The following is a 5603-nucleotide window of genomic DNA, read 5'->3' as shown; positions in this document are numbered from 1 at the left end:
TACCTATGTGTGGATATAATCAGCCAAATATGTACGGACAGAACATGCAGTACAATCAGCCAAATGTATATGGCAAGTGGCAGAACACCTTCCAGCCAAATGCATACGGCCAGGCGAATCAGTACAATAATCAGCAGAGTGGCTATGGCCGGCAGCCTCGGTATGGTCAGCAGAGTGGCTATGGCCAGCAGCCTCGGTATGGTCAGCAGAATGGTTACGGTCAGCGGCCGGGGCAGTACAACCAGCCGGGCAGCTATACTCAACAGCCAGGACAGTACAATCAGCCGTCAAGTGGCTATGGTCAGCCACAGCGGTACGATCAGCAGAATGGCTACAGCCAGCAGACCCAGTATGGCCGGCAGTCACAGCAGAATAATCAGTATAGCGGCTACGGTCAGCAGCCACATTACGGTCAGTCATCACAGTATGATCCGCAGAACACATACAGACAGTAATAAAATATTTATATAGAGGAGAACAGGCAAATGTTATTGATAAAGAATGGAAGAGTCATTGATCCGGTCACCCATACAGACGAGGTCATGGATGTGCTCATCGACGGCAATCATATAGTTAAGACAGGATACGATCTGGAGGCAGAGGGTGCGGAGGTCATCGATGCAGATGGACTTGTAGTTGCACCAGGACTGGTAGACACACATGTACACTTCCGCGATCCGGGATTTACGTACAAGGAAGACATCGAGACAGGTGCTGCCGCCGCTGCAAGAGGAGGCTTCACGATGGTGGTATGTATGGCGAATACAAAGCCGGCGGTGGATAACCTTGAGACTCTCAAGTATATACAGGATAAAGGTGCAAAGACCGGAATACATGTAGTTCAGACAGCCACAGTCACAAAGGGCCTTGCTGGCAAGGAACTCGTGGACATGGACAGTCTTGCGGCTGCAGGTGCAGCAGGATTTACCGATGACGGAATCCCAATCATGGATGAGAAGCTTCTTCTTGAGGCTATGGAGAAGGCAAGGGATCTTGATCTTCCGGTGAGTCTTCATGAAGAGGATCCGCTGTTCATTGTACAGCCGGGAGTGAATCAAGGAAAGTATCAGAAAAGCTTGGATACGGCGGTGCATCCCGCACAGCGGAGGATATTATGGTTGCAAGGGACTGCGTCCTTGCACTTCACACAGGTGCATCAGTGTGCATACAGCATATAAGCTCAGGCAATTCCGTGGATATAGTGAGAACTGCAAAGAAGCTTGGAGCGGACGTACATGCGGAGGCAACTCCACATCATTTCACCCTTATAGAGGATGCTGTGCTGAAGTACGGAACCATGGCGCGTATGAATCCTCCACTCAGAACCGAGAAAGACAGAAGACAGATCATAGAGGGAATACAGGATGGCACAATAGATATGATAGTGACGGATCACGCCCCGCACAGCAGTGAGGAGAAGGCGAGACCGCTTGACAAGGCGCCAAGTGGAATAACAGGGCTTGAGACATCTCTTGCCCTTGGAATATATTCCCTTGTACAGCCTGGATATATCTCACTCATGAAGCTCATGGAACTAATGAGCAGGAATCCTGCAGAATTTTACCGCATGGAACCGGGCAAGATAGCAGAGGGAGCTCCTGCGGATATAGTCATATTTGGCGAGAATGAGCAGTGGACAGTGAACAGCTTTGCGTCAAAGGCATCCAACAGTCCATTTGCCGGATGGACTCTCCCGGGAAGGGTTCACTATACAATCTGTGGCGGAAATATCGTGTATGACGCAGAAAAGTACGATGCTGAACATGATGTGTAAGATGCGGGCAGCAGGATATAATATAAAATGTAAGATATGAGAAGATCATAACAGAGATGGGACATATAGATATGGACAAGATAAGACGACATTATACATTCAGAGGAAGAGTGCAGGGAGTTGGCTTCAGATACAGGGCGAGCTATGCTGCATCCATGTACGGAGTCACAGGCTGGGTGTGCAACAGATATGATGATTCTGTTGAGATGGAGGCTCAGGGGCTGCCTGAGGCTATAGACAAGGTGATAGCAGTTCTCAGAAATGACAGATATATATTTATAGAGGATATGGATGTCAGAGAGATACCTCTGGAGAATGACAGCGGATTTCATGTGAGATCAAGCTGGTAACGCGCGTAGATAAGGAGAGTGGACATATGGTAAAGATAGATTTGATAACGGGCTTTCTGGGCTCAGGCAAGACGACATTTATTAAGAAGTATGTGAGCTACCTTGTTGGCAAAGGATATAATGTCGGAATCCTTGAAAATGATTATGGTGCAGTCAACGTGGACATGATGCTTCTTCAGGATGTGATGGGCGAGAACTGTCATGCTGAGATGGTGGCAGGTGGCTGCGGCGAGGACTGTCACAAGAGAAGGTTCAAGACAAAGCTCATAGCTATGGGGATGAGCGGCTATGACAGAGTCATTGTTGAGCCGTCCGGAATATTTGATGTGGATGAATTCTTTGACGTCCTCCACGAGGAGCCACTTGACAGATGGTATGAGGTGGGAAGCATCATTTCCATAGTCGATGCCGGACTTGACCGGGACATGAGCAGACAGTCCAGATATGTGCTTGCGTCTGAGGTTGCGAACTGTGGAACTCTGGTGATGAGCAAGGTTCAGGATGCATCGGAGGATGAGAAGAGGAGCACAATAGAATATATCAATGAAGTGCTCACCGAATTCCAGTGTAAGCGTCAGTTCGGCGATGATGTTCTGGAGAAGAACTGGGATGATTTCACGGATGATGACTTTGAAGGTTTTATGTCAACCGGATACAAATTGAACGACTATGTAAAATTATGGTTCAAACAAAGTGATGTGTTTAACTCGGTATATATCATGAATAAGGTCATGCCTCAGGAGCGGCTTGAGACGATAGTCAGGGATATATTTGCGGATAAGGAATGCGGAGATGTCTTTAGAATCAAGGGTTTTCTCCCTGTAAATGACACCGGATGGATAGAGCTCAACGCCACGGTAAAAAAGACCGAGGTGAGACCTATAGAGAACGGGCAGGAGATCATAATTGTGATCGGTTCGAATTTGGTGGAGGACAAAATAAAACGGTACTTTGAGTAAAGAGGCTGATGGACAGGAGCGGATTTTCATGACAGACAGGGCTAAGAAATTGAACAGAGAAGAGAAGCTTCAACTTCAGGCTGAAAAGCTGAAAGAACAGGCACAGATAGATCTTGAGGGATACGTTATGTGTCGTTCTGCACTCAGGGCGACCAGAACGGATCTTCATGAGGAGTCGGAACGGTATGACAGACTTAGGGAAGAATATGAAGAGCTGAAGAACAGACGCGCACCGTACAAGGTGCTGTTCTATAAACGCAGAAGGATCAGAAAGTGTAAAAAGCACATAAAGGAGCTGGGAAGGGCAAAGAAACGTCTGCGCAAACAGATGAAGGAACATCGTGAGGGTGTCAGACGAAGAACTGCTACCAACACATTTGCATTTGTTGCAGCGCTTGCGATGTTCGCCATGATGGCGTGGAGGATATGGCAGCTCGCACAGGGTGTGTACTATATGGCATTTTACAGAAATGGTGAGGCCCTTGAGATAACGGCTGTTGCTGTGCTCAGGCAGCTTCTGCTTGTGGCGTGCATCGTATATGGCCTTGTGGTTGTATGGCAGTCACTGCAGGTGTGGGGCATGAAGCGGGAAGGCTGGAATGGTGTAATAAGAATTAAGGTGAAACAGAAGGCCTACTGGATTATGATGATAGGCGTACCGCTTCAGATAGTCAGCCATGGAGATATGCTGACAAATGCCATGATGCTTATAACGATTATCAGTCAGATGGTCATGGCGGCACTTTTGTCGACGGTCCAGTCGAGAAGGATACTTGTGAAGATATTTGCATGGTGCTATGTCGGGGGAATCTGCGTGATATGGCTGTATGGCGGAGTGTACTGCAGAAACTTCGAGATATCGGGAAATGATTCCGGAACCAGCACCTATGCGGTTGACAACAAGTCGAATTTTTCGCAGATATGGGAGATGTCGACTGAACCGGAATTCTATCATATGGGTATGTATGCCCAGAACAGGGATACCGATTATGGCATGATGATCATTCCGGGACTTGCGTATGCTGATACGATAGGCAGTGAGTCGAGGAAGATAGAGAACTGCACGTCCATGACGCCACAGGGGCTGGCAGTTACGAAGGAGTATACATTTGTCAGTGCTTACTGCAAGACGAAGAAACACAAATCTGTGATATTTGTTCTTGATACACAGACCGGGCAATATATTAAGACACTGGTTCTCAAGGACACGACACATGCCGGAGGACTTGCGTATGATACGAAGAATAATGTGCTGTGGGTTTCCTCGTATATGATTGATGAGGATGAGGACAGGAGCAGGAAGGCATCCATATCATGTCTTACGCTGGACTCCATAGAGAAATACGATGTGGCTCAGGGAAAGCCGATAAAATACAGGAACACATGTAGCGTCATGTTCCCTGCAACGTCATTTATCACGATATATGACGGACATATATATGCGGGCTACTGGCGAAAGGATAAGAACAGCTACAGCATGGCAGCCAGCTACGAGATCGTAAATGGCGGCACCGCCATATCCTCGGAGGAGGACGAGGCTTTCTATATACCAGGAAGGGTGCAGGGGCTTCAGGTGTACAAAAATGAGATAATATTTTCTATATCATATGGTATAGATGAATCCAGGATAGAGGTATACGATACAGATACAGGCAAGCTGTCCAGTGTGAATTACGGAACAGAGACACCGAGACAGGTGGTTAAGCTTCCGCAGAAGCTGGAGCAGATATATTCGTATAATGGCAAATTATACTGCCTGTTCGAGTCTGCAAGTTTTGCCTACAGGCTGACAGCACCGGTGTGTATGGACAGGATCGTGGGGCTTGATGAGATGGCACTTGTAGAGTAGCTCAAAGTGGTTCAAGGTGAAAAAATGGAGGGTTTGGGATGAACGAACAGAATATTAACAATGGAATGAATGGAGGCCCGGGGATGCCCCCGCCGCCACCGCAAGGGTATATGAACATGAATGGAGGCCCGGGGATGCCCCCGCCGCCACCGCAAGGGTATATGAACATGAATGCCAGACCGCCGCAGAGGAGAAATCCTGCGGTGTCTCCGAACAGATTCAGGATGTTTGGTATTCCGGTACTGGTATATGCGATCATATGTGCGGCATGTCTGTACAGCAACTGGTCGAGTATATTGTCGGCTGTGCTTTCGATAGTATCAATAGTGTTTATCAGTACATGCATGGTACGATATGAGAAGAACATCGGTGCAGACCGTGAGGTCATGACCACTGGAGCTGCGTTGTCGAAACAGAGTATACTGATCCCATATTATATTCTTGTGTTCATGATGTCGGTTGCCCTGAGTCTCACAGACGAGGGATATATCATATTTGGATGTAATGTGGGAATAATCGTTACAGAGATGTATGCGGTTATGACATACTTCAATGACACTGAAAAGCATGGGATATTCAAGGGAATATTCTCATTTTTCGAGATGTTCTTTGGATCGATAGGGTATGTAAACATGCCATTTGCCGACAGAAAGGCGGAGCGTGAGATAACC

General features: G+C 47.4%; 4 protein-coding genes and 2 pseudogenes. All 6 read left to right on the top strand.

Annotation, left to right across the window (positions count from 1 at the left end; genetic code table 11):
- Positions 1-455 (top strand): annotated as a pseudogene (locus CCU_RS11500) (hypothetical protein); the annotation flags it as partial.
- Between the two features lie 30 nt (positions 456-485).
- A pseudogene (locus CCU_RS14825) lies at positions 486-1774 on the top strand (dihydroorotase).
- Between the two features lie 56 nt (positions 1775-1830).
- On the top strand, positions 1831-2124 hold the full coding sequence (locus CCU_RS11490; RefSeq protein ID WP_015534784.1) for an acylphosphatase: 294 nt from the start codon (positions 1831-1833) through the stop codon (positions 2122-2124).
- Between the two features lie 26 nt (positions 2125-2150).
- Complete coding sequence (locus tag CCU_RS11485; RefSeq protein ID WP_015534783.1) at positions 2151-3083, top strand: GTP-binding protein; 933 nt, start codon at positions 2151-2153, stop codon at positions 3081-3083.
- A gap of 28 nt (positions 3084-3111) precedes the next feature.
- Complete coding sequence (locus CCU_RS11480) at positions 3112-4932, top strand: hypothetical protein (RefSeq protein WP_015534782.1); 1821 nt, start codon at positions 3112-3114, stop codon at positions 4930-4932.
- A gap of 38 nt (positions 4933-4970) precedes the next feature.
- Positions 4971-5603 (top strand): hypothetical protein (locus tag CCU_RS11475; RefSeq protein ID WP_208896199.1); only part of this gene is annotated, 633 nt, incomplete at its 3' end.

Origin of the sequence: Coprococcus sp. ART55/1, assembly GCF_000210595.1 — a bacterium.
Classification (GTDB): Bacteria; Bacillota; Clostridia; order Lachnospirales; family Lachnospiraceae; genus Coprococcus; species Coprococcus aceti.
The sequence above is the reverse complement of the archived record's forward strand: the minus strand, read 5'-3'. Positions and strand labels throughout refer to the sequence as shown.

What these genes read in the sequence shown, in the direction of transcription:
- CCU_RS11490 (WP_015534784.1), top strand. Translation starts at nt 1,831, where the DNA reads ATGGGACATATAGATATGGACAAGATAAGACGACATTATACATTCAGA.
- CCU_RS11485 (WP_015534783.1), top strand. Translation starts at nt 2,151, where the DNA reads ATGGTAAAGATAGATTTGATAACGGGCTTTCTGGGCTCAGGCAAGACG.
- CCU_RS11480 (WP_015534782.1), top strand. Translation starts at nt 3,112, where the DNA reads ATGACAGACAGGGCTAAGAAATTGAACAGAGAAGAGAAGCTTCAACTT.